22 protein-coding genes and 6 pseudogenes are annotated in these 25,462 nt (G+C 67.0%); 17 read left to right on the top strand and 11 right to left on the bottom strand.

What is annotated here, in order from left to right:
* Nucleotides 1–2 precede the first annotated feature (2 nt).
* From modA to KXD97_RS20235, 5 genes are all read left to right on the top strand, one after another.
* Nucleotides 3–713, top strand: coding sequence for a molybdate ABC transporter substrate-binding protein (gene modA, locus KXD97_RS20255; protein ID WP_260758078.1), 711 nt, complete (start codon nucleotides 3–5; stop codon nucleotides 711–713).
* Nucleotides 710–1,522 (top strand): ABC transporter permease, encoded by an 813-nt coding sequence (locus KXD97_RS20250; RefSeq protein ID WP_260751904.1) that lies wholly within the window; start codon nucleotides 710–712, stop codon nucleotides 1,520–1,522. The genes modA and KXD97_RS20250 overlap by 4 nt, the downstream gene beginning before the upstream one ends.
* Nucleotides 1,519–2,598, top strand: a complete 1,080-nt coding sequence (locus KXD97_RS20245; protein ID WP_260751903.1) for a sulfate/molybdate ABC transporter ATP-binding protein — start codon at nucleotides 1,519–1,521, stop codon at nucleotides 2,596–2,598. The genes KXD97_RS20250 and KXD97_RS20245 overlap by 4 nt, the downstream gene beginning before the upstream one ends.
* Nucleotides 2,599–2,661: 63 nt before the next feature.
* Nucleotides 2,662–2,826, top strand: coding sequence for a hypothetical protein (locus tag KXD97_RS20240; RefSeq protein WP_260751902.1), 165 nt, complete (start codon nucleotides 2,662–2,664; stop codon nucleotides 2,824–2,826).
* 63 nt (nucleotides 2,827–2,889) lie between these two features.
* Nucleotides 2,890–5,004, top strand: a complete 2,115-nt coding sequence (locus KXD97_RS20235) for an acyltransferase family protein (RefSeq protein WP_260751901.1) — start codon at nucleotides 2,890–2,892, stop codon at nucleotides 5,002–5,004.
* A gap of 16 nt (nucleotides 5,005–5,020) precedes the next feature.
* On the opposite strand, the gene KXD97_RS20230 is transcribed toward KXD97_RS20235, so the two are convergent.
* From KXD97_RS20230 to KXD97_RS20220, 3 genes are all read right to left on the bottom strand, one after another.
* Nucleotides 5,021–7,636, bottom strand: coding sequence for a LuxR C-terminal-related transcriptional regulator (locus KXD97_RS20230; protein WP_260751900.1), 2,616 nt, complete (start codon nucleotides 7,634–7,636; stop codon nucleotides 5,021–5,023).
* 126 nt (nucleotides 7,637–7,762) lie between these two features.
* Nucleotides 7,763–7,939 (bottom strand): hypothetical protein, encoded by a 177-nt coding sequence (locus tag KXD97_RS20225; protein WP_260751899.1) that lies wholly within the window; start codon nucleotides 7,937–7,939, stop codon nucleotides 7,763–7,765.
* Nucleotides 7,940–7,978: 39 nt separating this feature from the next.
* The gene (locus KXD97_RS20220) at nucleotides 7,979–9,256 is read right to left on the bottom strand and encodes a YihY/virulence factor BrkB family protein (RefSeq protein WP_396884483.1); all 1,278 of its coding nucleotides are present in this window, start codon (nucleotides 9,254–9,256) and stop codon (nucleotides 7,979–7,981) included.
* Between the two features lie 239 nt (nucleotides 9,257–9,495).
* On the opposite strand from KXD97_RS20220, the gene KXD97_RS20215 reads away from it, so the two are divergent.
* Together KXD97_RS20215 and KXD97_RS20210 are read left to right on the top strand one after the other, a co-directional pair.
* Nucleotides 9,496–9,651 carry a hypothetical protein gene (locus KXD97_RS20215; protein ID WP_260751898.1) on the top strand — a complete coding sequence of 52 codons (156 nt, stop codon included), beginning with the start codon at nucleotides 9,496–9,498 and terminating at the stop codon, nucleotides 9,649–9,651.
* A 547-nt stretch (nucleotides 9,652–10,198) separates the two neighbouring features.
* Nucleotides 10,199–10,927 (top strand): SigB/SigF/SigG family RNA polymerase sigma factor, encoded by a 729-nt coding sequence (locus tag KXD97_RS20210; protein ID WP_260751896.1) that lies wholly within the window; start codon nucleotides 10,199–10,201, stop codon nucleotides 10,925–10,927.
* A 354-nt stretch (nucleotides 10,928–11,281) separates the two neighbouring features.
* Here KXD97_RS20210 and KXD97_RS20205 read toward each other — a convergent pair.
* Nucleotides 11,282–12,420 (bottom strand): IS3 family transposase gene (locus KXD97_RS20205; RefSeq protein WP_260751893.1). Its coding sequence is split into 2 segments (ribosomal slippage): nucleotides 11,282–12,150 and nucleotides 12,150–12,420, totalling 1,140 coding nucleotides; the frame shifts between segments, so codons are not numbered across the junction.
* A gap of 84 nt (nucleotides 12,421–12,504) precedes the next feature.
* On the opposite strand from KXD97_RS20205, the pseudogene KXD97_RS20200 reads away from it, so the two are divergent.
* Nucleotides 12,505–12,921 (top strand): annotated as a pseudogene (locus tag KXD97_RS20200) (STAS domain-containing protein); the annotation flags it as partial.
* A gap of 59 nt (nucleotides 12,922–12,980) precedes the next feature.
* On the opposite strand, the gene KXD97_RS20195 reads toward KXD97_RS20200, so the two are convergent.
* Nucleotides 12,981–13,295, bottom strand: coding sequence for an NAD(P)/FAD-dependent oxidoreductase (locus KXD97_RS20195; protein WP_260751891.1), 315 nt, complete (start codon nucleotides 13,293–13,295; stop codon nucleotides 12,981–12,983).
* 137 nt (nucleotides 13,296–13,432) lie between these two features.
* On the opposite strand from KXD97_RS20195, the gene istA reads away from it, so the two are divergent.
* The 4 genes and pseudogenes from istA (at nucleotide 13,433) to KXD97_RS20175 (ending at nucleotide 17,812) form a co-directional block, all read left to right on the top strand.
* Nucleotides 13,433–14,962, top strand: a complete 1,530-nt coding sequence (gene istA, locus KXD97_RS20190) for an IS21 family transposase (RefSeq protein WP_260751889.1) — start codon at nucleotides 13,433–13,435, stop codon at nucleotides 14,960–14,962.
* The gene (istB, locus tag KXD97_RS20185; protein ID WP_260751888.1) at nucleotides 14,959–15,759 is read left to right on the top strand and encodes an IS21-like element helper ATPase IstB; all 801 of its coding nucleotides are present in this window, start codon (nucleotides 14,959–14,961) and stop codon (nucleotides 15,757–15,759) included. Before istA ends, istB begins: the two co-directional genes overlap by 4 nt.
* Nucleotides 15,760–15,808: 49 nt before the next feature.
* Nucleotides 15,809–16,999: pseudogene (locus tag KXD97_RS20180) on the top strand (DDE-type integrase/transposase/recombinase); the annotation flags it as partial.
* A gap of 38 nt (nucleotides 17,000–17,037) precedes the next feature.
* Nucleotides 17,038–17,812: pseudogene (locus KXD97_RS20175) on the top strand (ExeA family protein).
* A 32-nt stretch (nucleotides 17,813–17,844) separates the two neighbouring features.
* On the opposite strand, the gene KXD97_RS20170 reads toward KXD97_RS20175, so the two are convergent.
* Nucleotides 17,845–17,997 (bottom strand): hypothetical protein, encoded by a 153-nt coding sequence (locus KXD97_RS20170; RefSeq protein ID WP_260758289.1) that lies wholly within the window; start codon nucleotides 17,995–17,997, stop codon nucleotides 17,845–17,847.
* On the opposite strand from KXD97_RS20170, the pseudogene KXD97_RS20165 reads away from it, so the two are divergent.
* Nucleotides 17,951–18,217, top strand: a pseudogene (locus KXD97_RS20165) (transposase); the annotation flags it as partial. The gene KXD97_RS20170 and the pseudogene KXD97_RS20165 overlap by 47 nt on opposite strands.
* Nucleotides 18,218–18,495: 278 nt before the next feature.
* Here the strand turns inward: KXD97_RS20165 and KXD97_RS20160 are convergent.
* From KXD97_RS20160 to KXD97_RS20145, 4 genes are all read right to left on the bottom strand, one after another.
* The gene (locus KXD97_RS20160; protein ID WP_260751884.1) at nucleotides 18,496–19,236 is read right to left on the bottom strand and encodes a helix-turn-helix transcriptional regulator; all 741 of its coding nucleotides are present in this window, start codon (nucleotides 19,234–19,236) and stop codon (nucleotides 18,496–18,498) included.
* A complete protein-coding gene (locus KXD97_RS20155) occupies nucleotides 19,233–19,418 on the bottom strand; it encodes a hypothetical protein (RefSeq protein WP_260751883.1) in 186 nt (61 codons plus the stop codon). Before KXD97_RS20155 ends, KXD97_RS20160 begins: the two co-directional genes overlap by 4 nt.
* A 246-nt stretch (nucleotides 19,419–19,664) precedes the next feature.
* Nucleotides 19,665–20,132 (bottom strand): Hsp20/alpha crystallin family protein, encoded by a 468-nt coding sequence (locus KXD97_RS20150; RefSeq protein ID WP_260751882.1) that lies wholly within the window; start codon nucleotides 20,130–20,132, stop codon nucleotides 19,665–19,667.
* A 121-nt stretch (nucleotides 20,133–20,253) separates the two neighbouring features.
* On the bottom strand, nucleotides 20,254–21,510 hold the full coding sequence (locus tag KXD97_RS20145; protein ID WP_260751881.1) for a CdaR family transcriptional regulator: 1,257 nt from the start codon (nucleotides 21,508–21,510) through the stop codon (nucleotides 20,254–20,256).
* Between the two features lie 651 nt (nucleotides 21,511–22,161).
* Here KXD97_RS20145 and KXD97_RS20140 point away from each other — a divergent pair.
* The 4 genes and pseudogenes from KXD97_RS20140 to KXD97_RS20125 all read left to right on the top strand — a co-directional run.
* Complete coding sequence (locus KXD97_RS20140) at nucleotides 22,162–22,536, top strand: STAS domain-containing protein (protein ID WP_260751880.1); 375 nt, start codon at nucleotides 22,162–22,164, stop codon at nucleotides 22,534–22,536.
* Between the two features lie 366 nt (nucleotides 22,537–22,902).
* Nucleotides 22,903–23,535, top strand: a complete 633-nt coding sequence (locus KXD97_RS20135) for a GAF and ANTAR domain-containing protein (RefSeq protein ID WP_260751879.1) — start codon at nucleotides 22,903–22,905, stop codon at nucleotides 23,533–23,535.
* 222 nt (nucleotides 23,536–23,757) lie between these two features.
* Nucleotides 23,758–24,357, top strand: coding sequence for a helix-turn-helix domain-containing protein (locus KXD97_RS20130; protein WP_260751877.1), 600 nt, complete (start codon nucleotides 23,758–23,760; stop codon nucleotides 24,355–24,357).
* Nucleotides 24,358–24,469: 112 nt separating this feature from the next.
* A pseudogene (locus tag KXD97_RS20125) lies at nucleotides 24,470–25,009 on the top strand (helix-turn-helix domain-containing protein); the annotation flags it as partial.
* 229 nt (nucleotides 25,010–25,238) lie between these two features.
* On the opposite strand, the pseudogene KXD97_RS33355 reads toward KXD97_RS20125, so the two are convergent.
* Nucleotides 25,239–25,453 (bottom strand): annotated as a pseudogene (locus tag KXD97_RS33355) (integrase core domain-containing protein); the annotation flags it as partial.
* Nucleotides 25,454–25,462 lie beyond the last annotated feature (9 nt).

The raw sequence follows: 25,462 nt of genomic DNA, 5'->3' as shown, positions 1-25,462 counted from the left end.
TGATGACGGCGGGGTGTGCCTGGCCGCACCACGACCCGCAAGCCACCCTGACGGTGTTCGCCGCCGCATCGCTGGAATCCACGTTCACCGAACTCGGGACACGGTTCGAACACGACCATCCCGCAACGGTGGTCACGTTCAATTTCGCGGGTTCGTCGGATCTCGTCGCTCAACTCGCCCAGGGCGCTCCGGGCGATGTGTTCGCGTCCGCCGACACCGCCAACATGACCAAGGCCGTCGAGGCGGGTCTGGTCGCGGGAGCGCCGGCGCAGTTCGCGTCGAACACGTTGACCATCGTGACCTCACCCGGAAATCCGCATCGGATCACCTCTTTCGCCGACCTCACCCGGCCGGGACTTCAGGTCGTGGTGTGTGCGCCCCAGGTGCCGTGCGGTGCGGCGACGCGGAAGGTGGAGGACGCCACCGATGTGACGCTGACTCCGGTGAGCGAGGAGTCCGCCGTCACCGACGTGCTCGGCAAGGTCACCTCCGGTCAGGCCGACGCCGGCCTGGTCTACGTCACCGACGCCGCCGCGGCCGGCGACGCGGTCACCGCCGTACCGTTCGCCGAAGCCGGCAGCGCCGTCAACACCTATCCCGTTGCGGTGCTGGCAGATTCGTCGAATCCCGAGGCTGCGCGGCAGTTCGTCGAGTTGATCACCGGGCCGCAGGGACGAGAGGTGCTGGCGGCGGCCGGCTTCGGGGCGCCATGACTGCGCGCCGCCGCCCGGGTGGTCGGATCGAGGTCGGGTTGCCGCGCTGGGTCATTGTCCCCGCAACGGTCGGTGCGCTGTTGGTCATCCTGCCGCTCGCGGCGGTGCTGCTCCGTATCGACTGGCCCAGATTCGTGCCGTTGATCACCTCCGACTCGTCGCGCGCCGCACTACTTCTCAGCCTGCAGACCGCGACCGCCAGCACCGCGGTGTGTGTGCTCGTGGGCGTGCCGATGGCGCTGGTGCTGGCCCGCGGCCGATTCCCCGGCCGGTCCGTGCTGCGGGCGCTGGTGCTGCTCCCCCTGGTGCTGCCCCCGGTGGTCGGCGGCATCGCGCTGTTGTACACCTTCGGCAGACAGGGGCTGCTCGGCCAGTATCTCGACATGATGGGGCTGCGCATCGCGTTCTCCACCACCGCGGTGGTGCTGGCCCAGTCGTTCGTGTCGTTGCCGTTCTTGGTGGTCAGCCTGGAAGGCGCGCTGCGCTCGGCGGGGTCGGACTACGAGCAGATCGCCGCCACCCTCGGCGCGCGGCCGGCCACCGTGCTGCGCACGGTCACGCTGCCGCTGGTGCTGCCCGGCCTGATGTCGGGCGCCGTGCTGGCCTTCGCCCGTTCTCTCGGGGAGTTCGGCGCGACGCTCACCTTCGCCGGGTCGCTGGAGGGGGTCACCAGGACGCTTCCGTTGGAGATCTATCTGCAACGCGAAACCGACGCCGATGCCGCCGTGGCGTTGTCGCTGCTGCTGATCGTTGTCGCCGCCGCGATCGTGATCGCGTCGGCCGGCCGCCGTTTGGCGGGGCCGTTGTGAGCCGGCTGCGGGTGCATGCCCGGCTGGATCAGCGCGGCATCGATCTGGCGATGTCCCTCGACGACGGCGAGGTGATGGCGGTGCTCGGGCCCAACGGCGCCGGGAAGTCCACGCTGCTGCACCTGATCGCCGGCCTGATCCGTCCCGACGCCGGGCGGATCGAGCTGGGCGCCGCGGTGGTCACCGACACCGCTACGGGGACGTTCGCGCCGGCACACGCCCGGCGCGTCGCGATGCTGAACCAGCAGGCGCTGCTCTTCCCGCACATGACCGCCGAACGCAACGTCGCCTACGCCCCGCGGTGCGCCGGGCAGTCCCGGAAGGCCGCAGCCAGCACGGCCCGCCGATGGTTGGACGCCGTCGGCGCCACCGAACTGGCCACCCGGCGGCCCGCGCAGCTCTCCGGCGGTCAGGCGCAGCGGGTCGCGCTGGCCCGCGCGCTGGCCGCCGAACCGCAGCTGCTGCTGCTCGACGAGCCGATGGCGGCCCTCGACGTCGCCGCTGCACCCGCGCTGCGCCGGCTGCTGCGCGAGGTACTGCGCGACACCGGCCGGACGGCGATCATCGTCACCCACGACCTGTTCGACGCGTTGGCCGTCGCCGACAGAGTCGCGGTGCTCGACAATGGCCGCCTCGTCGAGAGCGGGCCGGTGCGCGACGTGCTGGCCGCGCCGCGCAGCGACTTCGCCGCCCGGATCGCCGGGGTGAACCTCGTCGCCGGGACCGCCGCCGAGCCCGGTGTCCTGCGCACGCCGTGGAACACCGTGCTCCGCGGGACCGGTGACGTCGGTGCCGGCGCGGCCGCTGTCGCACTGTTCCGGCCCGATGCCGTGGCGGTGCATCTCGATCCTCCGCACGGCAGCCCGCGCAACGTGATCGAGGTGACGCTCGCCGAAGTCGATGTGCACGGCGCGGGGGTGCGTGTGCGTGGCGTCGATCAGCCCGACGGCGCGACCGGTCTGGCCGCCGACATCACTGTGGCCGCGGCGGCCGAACTGGATCTGGCGCCCGGGCAGACGGTGTACTTCGTGGTGAAGGCACGCGAGGTGCAATTGCACCCGGCGTTGGCGGGGTAGACCGCGGCACCGGGCGGGTATCAGGCTCGGGAACACCGACATCGACCAGGAGAAGCAATGCAGATGTGTCCAGGATCCGGCCGCGAACTGCCCGGCGATCCGCCGCCCGCGACCGCTGCGACGTGCCCGGAGTGCGGTCGCGAGACCCGAGTGGACCCTGAGGAGACCGACCAAGGACTGCGGTTCACCGTTGCGCCGCATGAGCAGGTAGGCCGGGACATCGGCTAAATTACTGGCGACGTCGGCCGGCGGCTGCACCGGCTGGACGTGAAGGCCGTGTTCGTGATCTAGGTGGTGAACTTGTCGGGCAGGTGGCGCGGGCCGGCGCAGGCACCCGAGAACACCCGCCGCGCCGATCTCGACGGCCTTCGGGGTCTGGCGATCGCTCTGGTCGCCGTGTTCCACGTCTGGTTCGGGCGGGTGTCCGGAGGCGTCGACGTCTTCCTGGTGCTTTCGGGCTATTTCTTCGGCGCGATGGTGTTGCGCCGCGCGCTGAAACCGGCGGCGTCGGCCGACCCGCTGCCCGTGGTGCGGCGCCTGGCACGCCGACTGCTGCCGGCGCTGGTCGTGGTACTCGGCGGCGCAGCATTGCTGACGGTGACACTTCAGCCGCAGACACGGTGGGAGTCCTTCGCCGACCAGAGCCTGGCCAGCCTCGGCTACTACCAGAACTGGTATCTGGCCGGAACCGCGTCGGACTACACCCGTGCAGGTGAAGCGGTCAGTCCGCTGCAGCACCTCTGGTCGATGTCCGTGCAGGGCCAGTTCTATCTGGCGTTGCTCGCAGTGGTGACGGTGCTGACGTGGCTGGTACGTCCGCTGGCCGCCCACCGGCGCAAGGGTGCGCTCGCCGTCGTGCTCGGCGCGTTGATCGTCGCGTCGTTCGTGTACGCGATCGTCGCGCAGGCTGAGAACCCCGCCGCGGCGTACTACGACAGCTTCGCGCGAGCCTGGGAGCTTCTGGCCGGCGTGATGGCCGCGCTGCTGCTGGCCGGGCTGCGGATGCCCATGTGGCTGCGCGCGGCCGCCGCCGCGACCGGGATCGGGTTGATCGTGTCCTGCGGCATCTGGCTCGACGGGGCCGCCCTGTTCCCCGGGCCGTGGGCGCTGGTGCCGGTCGCGGCGACCCTGCTGGTGATCGCCGCGGGGGCGGGCCGTCCGGCCGGCGTCGCGGCACCGCTGCGGCTGCTCTCGACCCGTCCACTGATCTGGCTCGGCGCCGTGGCGTACTCGCTGTATCTCTGGCACTGGCCGCTGCTGATCTTCTGGCTGGTGCACACCGGGCGGCCGACCGCGGGCATCCTCGACGGGCTCGGCGTGCTGGCCGTGTCGCTGCTGCTGGCGTATGCGACCCATCGGTTCATCGAGAACCCGCTGCGCTACCCGGATGCCGGGCCGGCCGAGGCCCACCCGGTGCGGCAGGTGTGGGGCTGGGGGCGGCGTCCCACCGTCGCGCTCGGCTCGGCGGTGGCACTGCTGGCCGTGGCGCTGACCGTGACATCGTTCAGCTGGCGCGAGCACGTCGTCCTGCAGCGCGCCAATGGCCACGAACTCGCGCTGCTGCCCGAGCGGGACTACCCCGGAGCGCGGGCGCTGACCAGCCGGGTGCGGGTGCCGGAGCTTCCGATGCGCCCGACGGTCCTGGAGGCCAGGGACGACCTTCCCGAGACCACCCGCGACGGCTGTATCAGCGACTTCCTCACCCCCGACGTCATCAACTGCATCTACGGCGACCCGGACGCCGTCCGCACCATCGCACTGGCGGGGGGCTCGCACGCCGAGCACTGGGTCACCGCACTCGACATGCTGGGCCGGCGCCATGGCTTCCAGGTGGTCACCTATCTGAAGATGGGCTGTCCGCTCACCACGGAACTCGTACCGACGATCGCCATCTCGGACAACCCGTATCCGCAGTGTCACCTGTGGAACCAGGAGGTGATGAACAGACTCGTCACCGATCGACCGGATTACGTGTTCACCACCACCACCCGGCCGAACACCGACGGCCCGGGCGACATCGTGCCCGAGGGTTACCTCGGCATCTGGGACACGTTCGCCGCCAACGAGATCAGCATGCTCGGGATGCGCGACACCCCGTGGCTGATCCAGAACGGGCGCCTGTTCGACCCCGCGGATTGCCTGGCCCGCGGCGGCGACTCGGTCAGCTGCGGGGTGAAGCGGTCCTGGGCGCTCTCGGAAGTCAACCCGACGCTGGCCTACACCGCGCAGTATCCGCTGCTGAACCCGCTGGACCTCAGCGACGCCATCTGCGATGCCACGGACTGCCGGGCCAGCGAGGGAAATGTGCTGGTGTACCACGACTCTCACCACGTGTCCGCGACCTACATGCGCACGATGGCCGACGAACTGGGCAGTCAGATCGCCGCGGCCACCGGGTGGTGGTGACCGCGGCGACGATGGGCTAGGCGCCGTCTCGTCGACGGGGTTTGAGGAGTGAGGCGAGTTCTTCGCGGCTGTTGACGCCGGTCTTCGTCATCGCCTTGTAGATGTGGCCCTCGACGGTTCGGACGGAGAGCACCAGACGCTCGGCGATGTCGCGGTTGGACAGCCCGAGCCCCAGCAGAGCGATCACCTCACGTTCGCGGTCGGTCACCGGAAGATCTGAACCCGCCGCAAGCAATGCCGGGGTGCGCACTCCTCCGCCCTCTGTGGCCAGCGCTTCGGCGCGCGTCGCGCAGCCGAGGGCGGACCCGCGCAGACCCGCCCGCCGGTAGACGACCGTGGCATGCGCGGCCGCGTCCACCGCGGCGATGCGGTCACCCAGCTCCTCGAAAGCGTCGGAGACGGCCGCCAGCTCCCCCGCGTCTGCGGCCTCGAGCGCTGCGGCGAACCGGGCGGCCACCCGGACGCGGGGTCCCTCCACGATCGTGGTCAGCTCACTCAGCCGCGGGCCGCAGGACCTGTCACCGAACTGGGTCGCGAGTTGCCGGCATTCCACCTCCGCGGCGAACAGCTCGTCCGCGGCGGCGCTCTGTGCCGCACGCAGCAGGATGTCGATCGCCTCACTGACCGCGCCCTGCCCGGCCGCCACCCACGCACGCGCCGTCGCCGTCTCCTTGCTCAGCGACCGAAACGGACGGTGTTGACTTTGCAGCAACTCCAGAAGGGCTGCGGCTTCGGCGATTTCACCTGACGCCGCGAGTGCGGTCACGTACGGGATCCGGTAGCGGTAGGCCCACCCGGTGTCATGACCAGACGCCGACAGCAGTGTCGCGGCCCGGCCCAGCATCGACCGCGCGTCGGCCAGCCGGCCCGCCCCGAGCGCCGCCCGACCCGCGATGGCCGTTCCGAGGAGTTGGGCGGCGCCGGGAAGGTCGGCGGCCTGCCGGCGCTCCCGATCCGCGACCGCCTCGGCCGACCGGACCTGTCCGGCCAGCAGTAGCGCACCGACGTGCGCGTCGGCGATGTTGCACTGCAACTGAGGTGCATCGGAACTGCGTACGATCGCATAGCCCGCGGCGGCGACGGCTTCCGCCTCCGCCGTGCGCCCGGCGTCGCCGTAGATGTTGGCCAGCACCCACGCCACTTCCCCGCCGACCACGGGCGGCAGATCCTGCAACGTGAGGTCGCGGGCGGCGGCCAGTGCCTCTCCCGGGCGGTCGGTGGCGAAAGCATGCACCGCGCGAACCGCGTCGACGTTGCGCCGTGCCCGTGCGGACGTCAGATGTGCCGCGGCCGCGATGATCTCCTGTGCGCGTGCCGGCTGGGCGAGAGCCCACAACATGTTGCTGGCCCGGAAGAAGGTGTACCGCGCGAAATCGTCTTCGCTCAGCGCGGTGGTGTCGACCTCGGTGAGCACTTCTTCGGCCACCTCGCCGCGGCCCAGCCAGGACAGCGCGTGCGCCCGGATGAACTGCGCCTCTGACGTCGCACCGGCGTACATCGCGGCCTCGGCAAGCCGCTCGGCAAGCGGCAGATCGGCCAGGCACACCGCCCCCTGCGCCGCGCGACAGAGCAGATCGGCGTCGATGTCGAGATCGGACTCGACGGTCAGCGCCGCGCGGCGCACGAGTACACGAACGTCGTCGCGGTCGGCCCCGGCGGCCAGTTCGGCGGCCACGAGTCCGCGCAGCCGCCGCAGGCGGGTCGGTGCGGCGCGGTTTCGCCGCACCTCCCCGTAGAGCGGGTGGGCCACCCGGACCTCGGTCCGGGGGCCCGTCTGGTCCAGGCTGATCAACCCGAGAACGTCAGCCTCTTCAACCACCTCGGGGTCGGTGATCCGTTGCAGCGCAGCAAGTTCCAGAGGCTCGCCGACGGAGAGCACCTCGATCACCGTGGCGACCTCGGGCCGCAGCGACCCGATGCGGGACTCGATGAGCTCGACGAGGGTGGGCGGTACAGACGGTTCGCCGTTCCACCGCCAGTGGTCGTGCCGCTGCGCGAGCCGGCCCTGCGCCACCTCGTGCTCGACGATGTGGCGCAGATAGAGCACGTTGCCGCCGGTCAGTTGGTGCAGGCGGCTGACGGAGTCCGGGTCGACCGACCGGCCGAGACTCACCGCCAGCAGGGCCCCGGTGTCCTCCCGGGACAGCGGGCCGAGTTCGAGCCATTCGAAATCCCCGAGCTTCCACAGCTCGGCCAGTCCGCCGGGAACGGTTTCCCCCGACCGCAGGGTCACAACCAGCTTCCCGGTGCGCCGCTGGACTATTTGATGAAGCACGAAGATCGACATGTCGTCGAGCTGATGCGCATCGTCGACACCCACCACGACGGGTTGCGTTGCCGCAGTCAGCCGTTCGATCACCCCGCACACCGATTGCAGCGCATGGGTGTCCGCCGGGTCCGCCCAGGATGCCATCGCGCCCAGCGGAACGCCGCGGGCCGCCGAGGATCCGGCGATCCAACGCACGTCCTTCCCCCGTGTGGCCGCCTCATCCAGTGCCGCCGCGGCGATCCGACTCTTCCCGACCCCGGCGTGTCCGGAGATCACCACGCCCGCGGTGTCGGGGCTCGACAGCGCCGCCTCGACGAGCCGCGTCTCCCGTCCGCGACCCACCAACGGCCACCCCAACCGCATGCCGACAGCCTAAAGCAGCAGGTGGCAGGGCGTCGGATGTTAGGACAACCCATCGCGGACCGCCGTGTCACACAGGTTGCCGACACGTCGAGGTCGACGCGGTGCCGTTGCACCGGGAGGCGCGATCTATGCGGCTGTGGGTGTGGTCGCGGTGCGGTGCCGCCGCAATGCCAGGTCGGTCGCGCCGGCGGCCAGGCCGCTACCAACCAGCACCGGCCAGAACAGGAGTTGGACCAGCGCCACCCTGCGCTGCACCTTCGCTCCGCGACGGATGAAGGAACGACCACGACGCACCACGCTCATGCCCCGCTCCGTACCCGGCATTTTCATCGGACAAACGGCTCAGCCCTGTCGGCCTCGGGAGCGGCGCAGCTTTCGTCCACGCAGCCGATTCTGGCGCTCCTTCACCCGGTTCTTGTCGATCACCGTGGTGTCGCGCAACGGGAGCTTGAGTGTGTCCTCGGCCTTGATCCCGGCCTGAAGCTGACGCCCACGCTCCAGTTCGGCGTCGATCTCGGCGCCGAACAGTAGTGCCAAGTTGGTCAGCCACACCCACAGCAGGAAGACGATGACACCGGCCAGGGTGCCGAAAGTCTTGTTGTAGTTGCCGAAACTGGCGACGTAGAACCCGAAGCCGAGTGAGGCCACCACCCAGGTGAGGATCGCGATGGCGGCGCCGACGCTGATCCAGCGGAACCTGGGCTGGCGCACGTTCGGGCTGAGGTAGTACAGCATCGCCACTCCGACGATCACGAGTGCCAGTAACGCCGGCCATCGCGCGACATTCCAGATCGCCAACCCGGTTTGACCGATGCCGAGGTAACCGCCGACGGCCTCGGCGACCGGTCCGCTCACCGCCAGCAGCAGGACCACCGCCGCCGCGACGACGAGACCCACCAGCGTGAGCAGCAGCTGCTGGGCCCGCAGCTTCCACGCCGGCCGGCCCTCTTCGACCTCGTAGATCCTGTTCATCGCACGACCGAACGCCCCGACGAACCCGGACGCTGACCACAGCGCGCCGAGCACGCCCGCCACCAGCGCGATGCCCGCCGACGGGGAGTTGACCAGGTTCTCGATCGGCTCGCGCAACACGTCGACGGCTGCTCCGGGGCTGACGTCGTCGATGATCTGCAGGATCGAGTCCGCGGTGCGTTCTCCCTGACCCAGTACTCCCAGCAGTGACATCACCACCACCAGCGCCGGAAAGAGCGACAACACCGCGTAGTAGGTCAGCGCGGCGGCCAGGTCGGTGCATTGGTCTCGGCTGAACTGGCTGGCGGTCTGCCGGAGGACGAACATCAGCGAGGGGCGGGTCAGGTCGCTCGGCGAGTCGGGTTTCTTCGGATCATCGGCGGGCGGGTTGCCCTCCACGGCGAGGGCCGCGTCTGCCTCTTCGGTCCCGGCATGGTCGAAACCGGCCGCACGGCCCTCGGCCGGATCCGCAGCCGGCCCGTGAAAGGGCGGCTCGGGCTTTAGCTTGGCGCGTCCCGACCGGGTCAGTACGCCGGTTGCCACACCGGCGGCGAACGCCCCCGCCACAGCGAGCGGGCTGCGCTTCTTGACGTTCATCGGAAGCGGTGACTGCTGTTGGCGCTGAAGGCTTCCCACCTGGTGCGTCATGGGCGGTTGATGCCCGCCGTCATCCCCCGCCAAACGCGCGGCGCGGTGGGGACCGCAATGCTGCCGGCGCCGTCGACGGTCGGACCCGCGGCCGGACTCCTACCGCCGGTGATCCCGAGATAAGCGGGCGCCTGGCACCTGGATCAGGACGGCCTCACCGGCGGAAGTTTCAAAGTATGACATTTCGGTAACTCACTGCCCGCAGTTCTTGACCCCGCATGCCTCGGATCGGAGCACACATGATCATCCTCGGAATCATCCTTCTGCTGATCGGTTACTTCACCAGCCTCTCGATCCTGTACACCATCGGCGCAATCCTCGTCGTCGTCGGCGTTATCCTGTGGATCCTGGGCGCTGTGGGGCGGCCCGTCGGCGGACGCAAAGTCTGGTTCTAACCGCAGGGTCACGGTCCGCGCTCGCGCGGGCCGTGACCTGCGTTGGCCGGACCCATCAGGGGTGCACGGCAGCACAGAAGCCTGATAACCCCCGCCATGGGGTTGCGCTTGCCGATCGGACCCGTATTGTCGGTAACAGGTGATGAACGAGCGTCACCGTCATCGAAAACAGAAACCGCTTGATCAACCAGGCGTTTCGATAGACGGCGACCTACCTACCGCAGCAAGCGCATGTCGAGCACCCGGCGTGATCCGTTGGTCCGAATGCCAATCGCTAGTGAGCGGTCCACGACGTGACCTGATGCTCCCCCAATCAAAGCCCTCGCTCGCCGAGGCAGATCACCCACCGGCCCGACGTCGAGTCGGCCGGCACCGAGCATCTCACCGTCACGTTCACGACCCGAAAGCGTGACCCGTGCAGACAATTGAACACCCCAAGACCATTGACACCATTGACACCGCGACCACCCAGACCGCGACGATCGAACCCCGGCAACATATCCCTACCCGCCGCCGCAACAGCGGCGCCTACGACGACGTGGTCGACATGTTCCGCGAACTCGCGGCTCTTGACGCGCAATCGGCGGCCTTCCAGCGCCAGCGCGCAGCGATCATCGAACGCTGCCTGCCCCTGGCCGATCACATCGCGCGCCGCTTCCGCGGTCGCGGCGAAGCGCACGAGGATCTCGTCCAGGTGGCCCGTGTCGGCCTGCTCAACGCCGTCAACCGGTTCGACGTCGACGCCGCCAACGATTTCCTGGCCTTCGCCGTCCCCACGATGATGGGCGAGGTCCGCCGCCACTTCCGCGACCACGGCTGGTCCCTGAAAGTGCCCCGTCGCCTCAAAGAGCTCAATATCCGTCTCAATGGCGCCAAATCGGAGCTCACCCATACGCTGAACCGCGCACCAACCCCGAGTGAGCTCGCCGAGTATCTCGGGATGGATCGTGAGGAGATCGTCGAGGGCCTGGTCGCCGCGAATGCATATTCCACCCGTTCCACCGAGCAGGAAACTGTGCTCAACGGCGACGGTGACGGATTGACGTTGATGGACACCATCGGCGCGCCCGATGACAACATCCAGCGCGTCATCGACGTTCAGACGGTACAGCCTCTGCTGGCGAAATTGCCTGAGCGCGACCGTATCGTCCTGCAGTTGCGCTTCTTCGAGAACCGCACGCAGAGCCAGATCGCCGAGCAGATCGGCGTGTCGCAGATGCATGTGTCGCGGCTGCTCGCCCGCGCGTTGGCCACGCTGCGTGAGCAGATCGGCTGACGGCTCCGGCTACGGATTCCGTCGCGCCGAACGCGCGGATTGACGACCGCGTCAGCAATCGCGCAGGCGAGGCGCACAAAACCAGCCGTACGAAACGAAACTCGCGATCGTGCCGAGTGGGCCACAGCCTACGAATTTCGTACTAGGCTGACTCCAGGTTGAGTGTCCAGCCGCGTACGCGCCTCATGGCGCAGCCTGACGGCGGTAGCTGGGCACGTGCAAGACGTCCCTTACCCCATGAAGGCTTCTTTGCAATGACGCATTGGAGATGAGGATGGTCGCCGTCGGTACTGAACCCACCAACCACACCGTTGCGGGCGACACCTGAGGGGGACCCGTTCGGTGGTCCAGTCGCTATGCGACTTTCGGTTGATGGGTCGCGGCCCACTGTAGGGCAAACTCGGTTGGGGTGCGGTCACCGTGGGCGGAGTGGGGCCGATTGGAGTTGTAATCGGCTCGCCAGTCCTCGATGATCACGCGGGCTTCCAGCAGCGAATCGAAGCGCCACAGGTTGAGCAGTTCGTCACGCAGTCGGCCGTTGAATGATTCGATCCACGCGTTCTGCCACGGCGAGCCGGGATCGATGAAAAGTGAACCGGCACTGTTGAATCGGCACCAATCAGACACGGCATGCGCGACGAACTCAGGCCCGTTGTCGAACCGCACGTAATGTGGTGCCCCGTGCGTGAGCGCCAGACGGTCCAGGACATCGACGACCCCGTCAGCGTTGATGGACCGATCCACCTCGATGGCGAGGGCTTCGCGGGTGAACTCGTCGATGACGTTGAGCATCTTAAGGGTGCGCCCATCGGAGGTGGTGTCGAACTGAAAGTCCATCGCCCAGATCACATTCGGACGGATCGGGGACATCGCACCCACGGCGACGCCGATCCCGGTCAGCCGCTTCTTGCGGCGCCGCTGCGGCACCCGCAGACCCTCCTCACGCCACAGCCGGCGGATACGCTTGTTGTTGGCCTTCCAGCCGGCTCGCCGCGCCATCTTCGCGGCCCGGCGCCACCCCCAGCGCGGACGGTCAACCGAGAACCGGCGCAGCCACGCCCGCAGCTCAGCCTCCTCGGTGGTCACCGGCGCCGGTGCCAGTCGCATCGTGGAGCGGTGCAAGCCGACGACCGAGCAGGCGCGGCGCTCCGACACCCCGAACCGCTCACGCAGCGCTACGACCGCGCTGCGCTTGCGGTTCGGGGTCAGAAATTTCCCGACGAGATCTCCTTGAGCATGTCGATATCGAGGGCCTGGTTGGCGACCAGCTTCTTGAGCCGGGCGTTCTCGGCTTCGAGCTCCTTGAGTCGTTTGGCCTCGTTGGCCTTCATGCCGCCGTACTGGGCCACCCAGCGATGCCAGGTCGACTCGGTGATCTCCAGGTGCCGGCACACCTCGGCCAGCTCCTGGCCGGTCCCCAGGAGCTTGTTGCCCTCGGCGAGCTTGCGGATGATCTGATCCGGGGTGTGCCGCCGGCGTTTGTTCGTTGCCATGTCGTCGTTGATTCTTCCTGCCCGAACACTCGGGCAACAGAGTCCCACAACGACTGGACCACTACAGGGGGCTCACCTCACACCGACCAGCAGCAGCGTTGCGGCAACGCGACATTCGCAGTACGTCCTTGCGCCCCGCACCGCGTTGCGGTCGCGGTGATCGGCGAGATCGACGCCGTCAACGGCCGTGCGCTCGCCCGCTACGTCGAGCGTCACACCCGCGTTTCGCGGCAGTTGGTGCTCGATCTGCGTGCGGTCGACTTCTTCGGTAGTCAGGGTTTCACCGCGCTGTTCTACATCAGCGTGCACTGCACGCGCAGTGACGTGGACTGGGCGATCGTCGCCAGCCCGGCGGTGCAACGGCTGCTGGCCATCTGCGATCCCGACGGAGAACTCCCGGTGATCGGCGAATTAGGCGTGGCCCTGTCCCGGTTGGACCGGCTCGCACACAGCCGACACCACGTTGTGCGCGGCGCGAGGTCGCGCCGGCTCAAACGGTGAGCAGCACCGTGACCGCGCGCCGCTCATCCGTCGCCCGGGAAGCTCTCATCGGGACACGGTCAGGCACCGAAGTACTCGTGGATGTGCCGGATTGCCATGGCCCCTTCGCCGACGGCGGAGGCCACGCGCTTGACCGAGCCGCTACGCACATCGCCCGCCGCGAATACACCCGGTCGACTGGTCTCCAGCATCATCGGTTGACGGTGCATCCGTCTCTGACTGCGGCCCGCCTCCGAGGAGAGTGCTGCCGGCCCAGTCGACACGTAGCCGTGGTCGTCGAGCTCGACCGTGCCGGCGAGCCAGGAAGTGTTGGGGACAGCACCGATGTGAGTGTGGTCACCTGACTTGGCCCCACTTTGGTCGGTGTTCGTCACCAATTTTGGCCCCGGTGGGTGGGTGAGCGTTTCCGGCCGGGTGGGGCGGTGTGTCGTCACGAATTTTGGCCCCACCCTCGTTCAGATCTTTCCTGTCGCACCGTCGTCCCTGGCGGTCGTCAGGGAGGTCGGTCAGGATGCGGTCACGCGTGGAGCTGTTCGAGAAGATCAGGAAGGACCGGCGGCGCGAGGGCTTGTCGATCCGTGAGTTAGCAGATCGCCATGGCACCCATCGGCGGACGGTGCGCCAGGCACTCGCTGATGCGGTGCCCCCGCCGCGCAAGGCCTATCCGGCGCGGCCCCGGCCGGCGATCGATGAGTGGGTGTCGGTGATCGACGCCTGGCTGATCGCCGACAAGCAGGCTCCGCGCAAGCAACGCCACACCGCTCGGCGGATCTGGCAGCGTCTGGTCGCCGAGCATGGGGCTACGTGTGCGGAGGTGACGGTGTCGCGGTATGTCGCGCGTCGGCGGGTCGAGTTGGGCCTGGACCAGCAGGAGGTGTCGGTCCCGCAGGCCCATGAGGCCGGTGCCGAGGCGGAGGTCGATTTCGGTGAGTTCTACGCCACGATCGCCGGTCTGGTGGTGAAGTGCTGGATGTTCGTGATGCGACTGTCCCACTCGGGCAAAGCATTTCACGTCGCGTTCGCCACCCAGGCCCAGGAGGCGTTCCTGGAGGGCCACGTCCTGGCGTTCGAGTACTTCGGTGGGGTGCCGGCCCGGATCCGGTATGACAACCTCAAACCGGCGGTGATCCGGGTCCTCAAAGGTCGCGACCGTACCGAGTCTGAACGGTTCACCGCGCTGCGCAGTCACTACGGGTTCGACTCGTTCTTCTGCCGCCCAGGCGTCGAGGGAGCGCATGAGAAGGGCGGTGTGGAAGGTGAGATCGGCCGGTTCCGGCGACGCCACCTCGTCCCGGTCCCCACGGTCGCCTCCCTGGCCGAGCTCAACGAGGTGATCGCCGCTGCCGACGTCCTCGACGACGACCGGGTGATTACCGGGCGCCCGATCACTGTCGGGGCGGCGTTCGCCGCCGAGGCCGCTGCGTTGATGGGGCTGCCGGCTGAGGGGTTCGACTGCGCGAGGCTGCTGCACGCGCGGGTTGATAATCGGGCCAGAGTGTCTGTGCGGCAATGCTTCTACTCCGTGCCGGCCCGCTACGCCGGGCGGCGTCTACCGGTGCGTCTGGCCGCCCGCAGCGTCGAGATCTATGACGGTCCCCGGTTGGTGGCCCGCCACGAACGTGCCGCCGGACGCTACGTCGAAGTCCTCGCCCTGGACCACTACCTGGAGGTCCTGGCCACCAAACCTGGGGCGCTGCCCGGGGCGACCGCCCTGGCCCAGGCCAAGGCCCGCGGCGTGTTCACCACCAGCCATCAGCGGTACTGGGATGCCGCCCGCACCGCCCGCGGCGACGCCAAGGGCACCCGCGCTCTGATCACCGTGCTGCTGGCGCACCGCAGCCTGCCGACGGCCGCGCTGATCACCGCGATGGACCGCGCGGTCACCTCCGGATGCCTGGATCCCGAGGCGGTGATCATCGAAGCCCGCCGCGACACCACCCCGCAGGCGCCGATCGCTGCGATCGGTGCCCTGGCCCGCTACGACCGGCCCGCACCCTCGCTGACCGACTACGACGACCTGCTGACCGGAAGTGACTCATGACCACCACCGCCACCACCAAGCCGGCGACCGCTGATGCCGCCGCGCAAGCCTCCATCGGCGCCGCGGCACGCGAACTGCACCTGCCCACGGTGCGCACCGAAGCCGCCCGCCTGGCCGAGATCGCCGACCGGGAACGCCACACCCATCTGCGCTACCTCGCCGAGGTGCTGGCCGCCGAAGTCGACGACCGCACTGAACGGCGCCGCGCCCGGCGCATCAACGACGCCAAGTTCCCGCGGCTGAAACGGTTGGCGGAGTTCAACATTGACGCCGTACCCGGCATCACCCCGGCGCTGCTGGGGCAGCTGGCCGCCGGGCATTACATGGATGCCGGCGAGCCGGTTGTGCTGCTCGGGGACTCCGGAACCGGCAAATCGCATCTGCTCATCGGGCTGGGGCTGGCGGCCTGCGAGCAGGGCCGTCGAGTCCGATACGTCACCACCGCGCAACTGGTCAACGAACTCGTCGAAGCCGCCGACGAGCGCATCCTGTCCCGGGTCGTTGCCCGCTACGGACGCCTGGATCTGCTCTGTCTCGATGAACTCGGATACGTCCAAATCGACCCTCGCGGAGCAGAACTGCTGTTCCAGATCATCACCGAACGCGAAGAACGCGCGTCCGTGGCGATTGCCACCAACCTGCCGTTCAGCGAGTGGGGCACCGTCTTCCCCGACCCCCGCCTCGTTGCTGCCATCGTCGACCGCGTCACCTTCAACGCCCACATCCTCGAAACCGGCACCAAGTCCTACCGACTACGCACCAGCAAAACCGCCACCCGAGCCAAACGCGCCGACTGACCCAAGCTGGGGCCAAAATTCATGACGACGGTGGGGCCAAATCACTTGACGAAACGCAAACCCGGCCCGCACCGCCGCGCAGGTGGCTCGCATCCTGCGCACCGCGACCGGGTGGGCGCCCTCGGAATCGACCCTGCTGCGCCACTTCCATCGGTGCGAGCTGATGGGCCCGGCCGCAGGTCAGAGCACGGAGGTGTTCGGCCGGTTCGAAGCCGCTGACCCCAACGAACTGTGGGTCGGCGACGCTTTGCATGGCCCGCGGGTCGGGGACCGCAAAACCTACCTGTTCGCCTTCCTCGACGACCATTCCCGGCTGGTCGTCGGGCACCGGTTCGGATTCGCCGAAGACACCGTGCGCCTGGCCGCCGCGCTCAAACCCGCGCTGGCCGCCCGCGGAGTGCCCGCCGGAATCTATGTCGACAACGGCTCGGCGTTCGTCGATGCCTGGCTGCTGCGGGCGTGCGCGAAACTCGGGATCCGGCTGGTGCACTCCGCGCCCGGGCGCCCGCAAGGCCGAGGCAAGATCGAACGGTTCTTCCGCACCGTGCGCGAACAGTTCCTCGTCGAGGTCACCGACACCAGCAGCGAGGACCTCACAGCGGCCGGGGTCGCCCACACCGCGGCGTTGTTGGAACTCAACCGGCTGTTCATGGCCTGGGTCGAAACCGAATACCACCGACGGACTCATTCCGAGACCGAACAGGCACCACTGGCACGGTGGGAAGCCGGCTTCGACCGGCTCGGCGGGTCACCGGCATTGCCGACCGCCGCGGATCTGACCGAAGCGTTCTTGTGGTCGGAGTTTCGCGTGGTGACCAAGACCGCCACCGTGTCGCTGCACTCCAACACCTACCGAGTCGACCCCGCCCTGGCCGGGCGCCGCGTGGAGCTGGTGTTCTCCCCGTTCGACCTGCACACCATCGAGGTCCGCTACCGCGATCAAAGCTTCGGCGCCGCGGCGCCGCACACCATCACCCGCCACGCTCACCCGAAAGCCCGACCCGAGGCCGCTGGCCCAGCGCCTGCGCCGGCGGCGACCGGGATCGACTACCTGGCATTGACCGCCGCCGCCCACCACGCCCAACTGCGTGACGATGAACGCATCGGCTACCACGCCCTCTACGGCACCGAGGTCACAGCCACCGACGACATTGTGGTCAACGACCAGGTCCTCGGACAGCTCGCGTTGACCGACCTCGGTGCCGAGAACTCTGACCATGAAGGTGAGGCCTCGGCGTGAGTATTCAACGACTGCAATCACACTGGGGATTCTCCCGGATGCCGTTCGGACGCGACCTCGCCCCCTCGATGCTGCACCGCTATCCCGGACACAGCGAAGCGATCGCCCGGATCTCCTGGTGTGTGGACCAATGCGCCATCGGAGTCATCACCGGCGAAGTCGGTGCCGGCAAAACCGTGGCCATCCGCGCCGCAGCCACCTCCTTGGATCCGGCGCGACACGTCATCATCTACCTGGCCAACCCCACCATCGGCGTGCGCGGCATGCTCACCCACATCGTGGCTGCCCTCGGACACACCCCGGTCTTTCACACCGCCCGACTGGCACCCCAGGCCGCCGACGCTCTGGCCGCCGAACACGCCGAACGCGGCCGCAGCCCCGTGCTGGTCGTCGATGAAGCCCACCTGCTCGACAACCATCAACTAGAAGCGATCCGGCTGCTGACCAACCACGACATGGACTCCGGATCCCCATTCGCCGTCGTACTCGTCGGCCAACCCACCCTGCGCCACCGGCTACGTCTCGGAGTCCTGGCCGCCCTGGACCAGCGCATCGCAGTGCGCTACACCCTGCCCGGCATGACACCAGACGACACCGCCGACTACATCAACCACCACACCAAAATCGCCGGCCGCTCCGACGTACCTATTCGCCGACGACGCGATCACCTTGATCCACAATGCCTCGCGCGGGCACCCCCGCGCGGTCAACAACCTCGCCCTGCACGCCCTGACCGCCGCGTTCGCCGCCGGTCACTCCATCGTCGGAGAGAAAGCCGCACGCATCGCCATCAGCGAAACAGCAACCGACTGAACCCAAGTCGCTTCACCGCGACGAACACCACGTCACCACGACGACGACCCCGTCACGACGACGACCACGGCCCCGCTCACCACACCGAGCGGGGCCGTTCCCATCGGCCACTCGTCACCAAACTCGATGATGCCCATATCCTCATCCACAGCGACGGGCAACACCTGGCTGGTCATGGCCACCATGGCGTTCAACCTCACCCGCGCCGCCGCGACCCTTACCAGGGGACCGTTGGCCAAAGCCCGCACCGCTACCATCCGCCGAACGCTGATCAGCGTCCCAGCCCGTATCGCGTCCTCAGCCCGCCGGCTGACCCTGCACCTACCACGAGACTGGCCCTGGGAACATGCCTGGAACACCCTGTTCGGCAGCCTGTCTCACCAAAATCGGCCCATCATCGCCTAACCAGGTCCTCTCAACCCATCCCGCGACGCGAAAGACCAACAGGAACAACCCGACAGCGAGGCCGGGCGATCCCTGGTACGCACACCACTGCACACACCAGAATCAAGCCGCACAATCGAACTCATCACCACGCAAACAGCTGATCGGTGGATCGAGGCTAAGACACCGCCGAATGCAGGCCTGCCAGGTGAACATTCCCGCTGCGGATGCGCGCGCCGGCGAGTATCCACATGCGGAGACCCAGTCGCACAACGCTTCTCGCGATGGGGGCGTGCAAATCAAGAAGACGGGACGGGGCGGGGCGGCTGGGCGCTGGACCGAAGCGTCTGCGAGGGGCTTTCCCCGAAGAGCTGACGATACTGAATGGCGAACCGGCCCAGATGCAGGAATCCCCATCGGCCTGCGACCATCGTCACCGTGACCGAGGGCGGAGAGTGAGCGATCAGTTCTGCACGCACATGGTGCAGTCGATGCCGCCGCAGATACACCATCGGCGAGGGGTGGCCGGACCTCTCGAACGATCGCTGAAGTGCTCGCGCGCTGACCCCCGTCACTCGTGCCAGTTCGGCCGTACTCCAGGGCTTCTGTGAATGAGCATGCATCAGGTCGATCACCCGCTTCGCCACCGCTGCACTGGCTGGCCCCTCACGTCCACTCAGCGCGTCGGTGTAGTTGTGGGGCTGTAGCTGCAATAGCCCCTGAATCAGCAGAAGTTGCAGGTTTCCCACGGCGAGCTGATGGTTCAGAAGGCCCCCCGGCTGCCAGGCTTGCCGCGCCAAGAGCCGCAACAAGTAGTACCAATCGCATTCGGCGGCGGTATTCAGATTGATCCGCCGATCGAACGTAATTCGTTTGCGCACCGGCTTGTTGAGCATTGCTTCGAGCTGCCATCGCATCTGTGATTCGGATATCTTGAGACAGACCTGGTCACAGTCGAGCACGCAAGGCGTACCCGGTGTGAACAGGGCGGCGGCCCCGGTCGTCGTGCGGATAGACTCGCCGTCACGCCAGCGATTCACCGCCGATCCTGATAGCGGTGCATCGATGTAGTAGGCGTGACCTCATCAGCGCGGATCTCGATATCCACGCCGAAGCCAACTTGGCCGACGGTCACCATGGGAAGCTGCAGCGCTTTCATCTGCATGTTCACCGCGGTGGTACCGGTCGGAGCCAGCTCGGCGGCCACATAGAAACGACCCACCGGCGTCGGTCGCCTCGTCGACGTCAGTTGTCCGAACCTCAGCTGCCTGATTGACGGGCGCCTGGCTCATCTGTTGCTCCCAGCGTGCATTGCGCGGTCGGCGGCTGCCGCTCACGTAACGACGATTTTATCGCCGGCCCGCCCCACGGGTGTGTGGATCTGGGCTTGGCTACGACAGTCGTCTACCGAACGCATGTCGGATTGCGGAACTGTCGTCCCCCCTCCACGAGCAACCTCTACAAGCATTCAGTGTGTTCGGTCGTCCGACTCATTCACAGTGATCTTGTTCGTCGTCGTGCGCTGTTCCTTCGGGACGTAGACCCTGAGCAGCCCATATGCCAACGACGCTTCGATCTCGCCGATTCGCAGATCGCCGGGCAGCGTGACTCGGAACTCGAACTCACCGATCCGCCGGGTGCGCCGACGCAACAGGCCCTCACGCTTGCGTTCCTTCACCTCGCCGGTAACCACGAGCTCGTTGCCGTTCATCGAGACATCGAGGTCTTCGCGGCGCACCCCTGGGAGCTCGATCTCGACGATGTAGGCGCTGTCGGTCTCGATGATGTCGGCGGCTGGCGACCAGGCGCCGTCGCCCTCCCGTCCACCGAACATCGATTGCGCCAGCCGGTCCATCTCGGTGTAGAGATTCTCGAGCTCGCGGATCGGACGCCATCTCTGTGCTTGGCCAGCCGATCGCTGCATCGACAAAGTCATGTTGGTTCCCTCTCTGTCGCTCGCCGGTATGGTGCAAGGATGTCGCAGCAGTGCGGTCGAACGCCTCGCGCCGTCGAGACGATTTCCGCTCTGTGGCTTCGTGCGCTGGGGTCGGATCCAATCAGTCCGCCGGTTGATCCTCACGGCGTTGCGGGCTGAGGAAGCGCCACACGCGCGTCGCAGCGTGCAAGTTGAAGCGGGTGTCGACATCGCGCAGGTCGAAGCCCGTGAGATCCGCGATCCGGCCGAGCCGGTACCGCAACGTGCTGCGGTGAACGTGCAGAGCGGCCGCGGATTCATCGTAATTTCCGCCGCATTCGAGGTACTGGATCAAGGTGTGCACCATGTCGGAGCCCTTTTCGGCGTCGTAGTCGATCAGCGCCCCCAACCATTCGCGCATGTACTCTTCAGCGACGCAGGCAGAATGTGCCGCATCCACCAGGTGATAGAAGCCGAGATCGTCGTAGTCCGACGCACCGTGGGGATTGGCCGAGTTCAACCGGATGCTCGCCGCGCGGCGAGCCCTGAGGTACGACTGTGGAATATCGCTGGGCGCCTCGCAGAGTGATCCGATACCGATCGCACTCGCCAGGTGGCCGAGTTGTCGGCTGACCTCTTTGTGTAGGACGGTGGCATCAGGATGGCGGTCGACGAGAACGACAATGAAACCCTCCTGTTGACCAACCAAGAAGTCGAGATGCAGGTTGGCCGCGGCACGGCTCACGGCGCAGATATCGGTCTTGCCGGCGCCGTGCCCGGAGTGGATGACCACGACGTAGTGCGGACGGCGTAGATCGTAGCCCATCGCCTCAGCGCGCGCGTAGGCCCCGTTCGCGTCGGTACCCGCGAGCAGGTCGTCAACCAGTTCCCGCCGCAGATTCAGCTGCATTTCAGCGAGGCTCCGCTGATGCGAAAGCTCCAGTCCCAGCGCTCTGCTGCCATATCGGAGGGCGAACAGCTGGTCGTCGTCGACTGCGTCGCCAGCGTCGACGAGCGCCACGACACCGAGAATTTCGGCGCGCGACTGTATCAGGACGCATACGCGGTTCCCCATGCGCACAGGCCCGGCCTGTGCGGACAACAAGCGCAGAAGCTGGTCCCGCTGACTGGGCCGGGGTTTCAGGTAGTGCAGTGGTCGCCCGGGTCCAGACCACGCGAGGAGGTTGCCGAATTTGTCTTCGACGCTGACCGAATAACCCGTCAATCGATGAAGCGATTCGACGACTCCTTCTACGCCTGTACCCGCCGCGAGGGCCGCCTCCAGCAACTCATGTGTGCGCGTGCGGGCCTTCAACCGGCGCACCGCGGCTTCCAGCTCCTCGTTGGCCTTCGCGAGTTCGCGAGCCCGGCGAAAGTCACGCGAGTGCAGTTCTGACATGGATGCCCCTTCGACGGTAGCGGACGATGCCCAAGCAACTGGCCTGGCCGCGCTGGGCCGACTCAACTTCTCTTCGCTAGATCCGAGGGAAGATCGGTGAGCGGCAGGCTCGTCGCGGAATTCACTACGGGCCACCGGTCATCTCTACGTCTGGAACAAGCGCCGTGGAACGACGACAAGCCGGAGCCGTCCACCTCCCTTCGTGCCGGGACAGCTTGATTGTACTCCACCACCCTGGTCAGCGGTGGTTGATCACCCTGGCCAGCGGTAATTGCTACGTACCAGCATATCGAACCGCCAAACTCCATTGACGCTTATCCTCGAATCCCGAAAGCCTTGAAAACAGCGATTTTCAGCGACGCGCGAGCCAAGTACGGGACTCGTCGGCGTCGCCGGAATTTGCGCTGCCACGGATGGCCGCGATCGAGGGCACGGAAGATGTGGGCGCATGGTGAGCGTGAGCTTCCGCGGCAAGGCATTCTCAGCGATGACGAGTCAATGACGAGACACTCGACCCCTTAGCCCCGAACCTCCAAGAAGTCAGTCTGAATCTCTGTGGCGCGAATCGGGTAACACCGAGGCCGTCGGCGGATATCGGACAGCCATTCGGCCGGATTGAATCGCCGATGGAGACTTGCGGGAGGTGACAGAGTGAGCGAGAAGGAAGCCGACGACAAGCAGGATGGACACCCCTTCATCGTGCGACGACTTCCCGACGGAACGAGCATTGTCTCCGCGTCCGGGAACGTCGACCGTCATAAACCATCGTTGCTGGGCCGCTTGGTCGCCGACGAATTAGCACGAGAAGCAGCACAGTTGGTGCTTGAGCTGTCACGCGCCACGTCGGTCGACAACGCATTCGTCGTCGCCCTCGCCGGCGCTTCGGCGTTGGCCGGAGAGGCTGACACGTCATTTTGCCTGATTGTGTCACCGACCGGCCCGGTCGCGGAGGCGCTCGCCGCTGCGGATCTGATCGAGCGATTCGAGATCTTCGCGACCGTGGACGAGGCCATGCTTCTGCGCTGATTGCGCTAGAGCCTCGACATCTACCAGGTCGGCATGACCGTGTGCAGCTGTGCGTGAATCCCGTATGCCGGGTGCGATGCGCATAGGTGGCTCCACGAGGTCCACGGCGTATCCGATTTGTTGATCTGCCGGGTCGATGTCTGTAGTCCATTCGGCAGGCATCGTCGTGTGACGAAGTGACGGATAGCGCACCCCGGGGGGCTTCATGATGAGATCGCAATCGGTTATCTTACAGTGCTTTTCGCCGATTCGCGATACCGTGCACGGAACGGCCTCGGCATGGTCGCAGTAATCGATATCGCTGATCCCGGGCCAACTCCGCGCGCACGCCGCGGTGGGGCGGTTCAGTCCACAGGACCGGGACTTGTGGGGGCGCTGGCCGGCGGTGACATCGAGGAGGCACTCGGCCGACTGGTCGTCTCGTCTTCGCCGTTGGTACCCGGAGCGGACTTCGCCAAGATCTCGGTGATCGACAACGGCGGGCTGCATACGATCGTGGCGAACACACAGCTGGCCGCTTCACTCGACAGCGTTCAGCAAGTGGCGGGGCATGGTCCGTGCTTGGACGCAATCAGCGCCGGAGTAGCTGTTTGCTGCAATGATCTGGGTACTGATGCGCGCTGGCCGCGATTTGCACCACACGCAGCGACCGCCGGGGTGCGCAGCGTCTTGTCCTTTCCGGTTGACGTTCCTGGTGACAACGGCGTGGCTCTGACTCTGTTCGGATTTCGGTTTCATGCCTTCGGCGCACGTTCGAAGGCCATCGGTGCGATGCTGGCCGACCACGCCCCACTTGCCTTTCTCAACCGACGACAAGCGGACCAGTTCCGGACCGCGTTGGCCTCTCGCGACATCATCGGACAGGCGAAGGGCATCATCATGGAACGCTTCGGCGTCGATGCTTCCCGCGCGTTCGCGATGCTGAGAAGAATCTCGCAAGAAACCAATACGCCGGTACGCGACCTTGCCGCGACACTCGCCGGGTCCGCGGGTCAGTAACCGCGTGCAACAGGCTTGCAGTTCGCGACAACAGCCGCGGCAAACGCCATGGCGTCAGAGCTTGTTGGTGTTGGCCGTCTCTCGGGATGATGACCACGGGGTAGTCAGTCGTCCGTGTTGGTGTGCACTGTCAGGGTGAGGACGTACTGATGGGTCGCGCGGCACCCCGCTGAAGTCTTGGCGGGCTCGCAGGGTGCCGCGCTGTAGTGCACGGAGGCACTCATGGTGACGGTAGAGGCTGATCTTGTTCACGTCGAATCGCGGCTTGCCGCCGGCCAGATCGGCTGCCCATCCTGCCCGGGCGGAGTGCTGGGTGGGTGGGGTTTCGCCCGTGTTCGCCGCATCCACGGCGTCATCGGCCCGGTGCGGCCACGGCGGGGGCGTTGCCGGTCATGCCGGGCCACTCACGTGCTGCTGCCGGTGATGACGCTGCTGCGCAGAGGGTATGCGGCACAGACCATTTGGAATGCGTTGGCGTTGCGGGACCACGGTTGGGGACATCGCCGCATCGCAGCCAACCTGGACTTGCCGAGGAGCACGGTGCGGGGGTGGTTGCGCCGACTGGCTGGGCGGGTGGAACCGCTGCGGGCCTGGTTCGTCCAGGTCGCGGTCCGCACCGGCATCGACGTGGTGATCCCGGACGGGTCTGGCTGCGGTTGGCGTGACCTCGTGACCGCCGTCGCCGCAGCCGCGGCGGCGATCGCTGCGCGCTTCGGCCCGGCTGGGGTGCTGGGCGTGGTGACGGCACCGCTGGTGATGGTGACGGTCAGCGGCGGCCGACTGTTGGCGCCTGACTGGCCACCGGCTGCTCGGCGGTGGTGAGCAACACCAGTTGCCCCTGACGCGAGGGGGCGATGTTCGGTGATTCTCGCCAAGGCACCTGCCCGGCACTGGTTTCGGGCCGGGCCGTCACAGGTGTGAGGAGAACGTCGCGGTGTCGTTGGAAGACCACAAACGTCGGGAACGAGCCCAAGCGATCGGGTTGTTCCGGTATCAGCTGATCTGCCCCGCCCTGGAGGAAGGGCTGTCGACCAAGCAGCGCGGCAAGCTGGTTCGTCAGATCGCCGAGCGCCGGCATGTCGATCCGTTCGGCACCGGGGTGCAGATAGCGCGACCGACCCTGGACCGCTGGATCCGCCGCTACCGGGCCGGCGGGTTCGAAGCACTGGTCCCGGAGCCACTGCGGCTGGGCACCCGCACCGACACCGGTGTGTTGGAGCTGGCGGTCTCTTTGAAACGGGAGAACCCGGCCCGCACGGTGGCTCAGGTGGCGCGGATCCTGCGCACCGCGACGGGGTGGGCGCCCTCGGAGTCGACGCTGCTGCGCCACTTCCATCGGTGTGAGGTGATGGGCCCGACCGCCGGGCAGGCAGTCGAGGTGTTCGGTCGCTTCGAAGCTGCCGACCCCAATGAACTGTGGGTCGGCGATGCGCTGCATGGCCCGCGGGTCGGGGACCGCAAAACCTACCTGTTCGGGGGTGTCAGATGGTCTGTGTAAGTCCTGACGGAAGGATTTCGGTCAAGTCCAGGGACGTGGTGTACGACGTCGTCGTGTGATTCTTCGAGGTGATGGTTCAGGTGGTCAGTGCCGCGGGTGATCCACCCCGGCATGTCGGGAGGTTCTCTTATCTGAGTGCCTCCTCGGTATGAGGGTGCCGTTGGCGATGGTAATAGAGGGCTTCGGCCCGGTCCGGAGTCAGGTCCTGGCAGTAGCCATTCGGTCGCTGCCGGTTGTAGAAAGCCACCCATTCGGCGGTTGCCAGCGAGAGGTCGGCGGCACCGGGATACGGCGGCTGGTGGTCGATGAGTTCGGTCTTGTAGCTGCTGTTCACCGATTCGGCCAAGGCGTTGTCGAAGCTATCGCCCACCGATCCGACTGAGGGCAGGATCCCTTCAGCGGCCAAGTGTTCAGTGAACGCTACCGCCG

Origin of the sequence: Mycobacterium sp. SMC-8, assembly GCF_025263565.1 — a bacterium.
GTDB lineage: Bacteria > Actinomycetota > Actinomycetes > Mycobacteriales > Mycobacteriaceae > Mycobacterium.
This window is presented reverse-complemented; position numbering and strand designations above follow the sequence as displayed.